The organism is Elioraea sp. (assembly GCF_051860475.1).
Taxonomy (GTDB): Bacteria; Pseudomonadota; Alphaproteobacteria; order Acetobacterales; family Acetobacteraceae; genus Elioraea.
Genome location: NZ_JBHYDW010000284.1, coordinates 1 through 1,636, shown reverse-complemented (window position 1 = coordinate 1,636; position 1,636 = coordinate 1). Strand labels below are relative to the sequence as shown.

Genomic DNA, 1,636 nt, shown 5'->3' with positions numbered 1-1,636 from the left:
CACCCGACCGGCATGCTCCGATCCGGGATGCCGTTGAGAAAAGGAAAAGAGAGTTGGATTCAACGAAGCACTAGAGGCAAAACTGGTACAGCAGCTTACTCGCTACGGTTATGGGGATACAGTGGAAAGGCAGCGAGCATCGAGATTTCTTCGCAACATGATCGAGGAAATAGTGAATCCAGAGATTCAAAGAATTGTATTAAATGCTGATATTTCAGCGACCAAAACGTCTGGATATCAACAGCAATCATTGCGTGAGCGTGGCCTGCGTGATGCGACGCGCAATGGCGCACGGCAACTTTTATTATCTGTGATTGACTTCAAGATACACTCTCGAGAGATTGTGCAGTTCATCTACAGCGAGACTAGGGTCATTGCCATAAAGTCTGTAGCAATTAGAAATTACTTGTCGTGCGTTTTCATACTGAATTGTAGAGAGATATGTAGGTAACTAGATGCTCAGGTTGTGGACAGGAATGATGCAAATTCCACCGTGGAGCCGACTCAATTCCTTTATTTCACAGTTTGAGTTCACGAGATATGTTACGTTGACACTGGCCCTCCAGGGATTTGCGGTCGGACTTAATTTGCGGCTTGTCGGGGGCGATACGACAATAGCTAATAAAATCGACGGCGAAGTTCTACTCTTCTCTTGCATCGCGATGATAGCGGTTCTGATGATGTGGATAGCTACAGAAACTTACTTTCGGATACAAGTTCCAAACGAAATTAGGCACCACGTTACCGTCAGTCACTACCTGGAGAAAGAACGAAATTCAGTACAGCACCCCGATTCATGGCCCCTGACATTTGATGAGAAAGTCGCCCAATGGGCTGAGAAAGATACAGAAAGCTGGTATGGCCGCACGGCTATTTTCTTCTTTCTAGCATTCTCTCTACTTCTTTCTCTTCTATCTCTCGTACTTTTAGTAATATCTCTTCGTTCTCTTCTTCGTGATATTGTACGTTCTTTGATTTAGCTTCAACCAAAACAGCAGAGAATATGTTGCGGCAAATCTCAATTCGTTCGACGTCCGTCAAATAATCGCATTCATTAGACGCCAGGGACAATCTTGTTAGAGTCTCAGGCGCGCGTTTCACCATGGCACGTCCTCAACTTTAAACGTTGCGCACACGCGAGTCTGACAGCCATCCTGAATGTGCCTAGCACAGCATCTCGCGCCGGATCAATCTGCAACCTCAAGATATTGAGGCTCTGGTCAAGCTCGAACGGTTCTTGGTGGCGTTCTGCGTCAACCGCGCTGCGGTAGTGCAGTTGACCAATCCAGATTGCCCAGGCGGTTGGCCTCGGCGCCACGGTTTGACAAAAGGCGAATCTTGGACAACGACGCCACCGCCAATCCCTACCCCATATTCACCATGATCGTCTTCTTGTGCATGAAGTGCTCCAGCATCGCCTCCAGCGACGCCTCCTTGCCGAGGCCGGAGCTCTTGATCCCGCCGTAGCTCAGGTTCGCCTGCACCACCAGGTTCTGGTTGATCTGCACCAGACCGGCCTCCAGCGCGTGCGCCATGCGCAGCCCGACCTTCAGGTTGTTGGTCCACACGCTCGCGGCCAGCCCGTACTCGCTGTCATTCGCCTCGGCCAGCACCGCCTGCCAGTCATTGAACGGGA

General features: G+C 50.0%; 2 protein-coding genes. Both read right to left on the bottom strand.

Annotation, left to right across the window (positions count from 1 at the left end):
• Window positions 1-870: 870 nt before the first annotated feature.
• On the bottom strand, window positions 871-1,104 hold the full coding sequence (locus tag ACTIFU_RS23725; protein WP_439580794.1) for a hypothetical protein: 234 nt from the start codon (window positions 1,102-1,104) through the stop codon (window positions 871-873).
• Between the two features lie 260 nt (window positions 1,105-1,364).
• Window positions 1,365-1,636: aldehyde dehydrogenase family protein (locus ACTIFU_RS23720; RefSeq protein WP_439580793.1), on the bottom strand; the 272-nt coding region annotated here is incomplete at its 5' end.

Excerpts from the sequence above, each read along its gene's own strand:
- ACTIFU_RS23725 (WP_439580794.1), bottom strand. The coding sequence starts at position 1,104 with ATGGTGAAACGCGCGCCTGAGACTCTAACAAGATTGTCCCTGGCGTCT.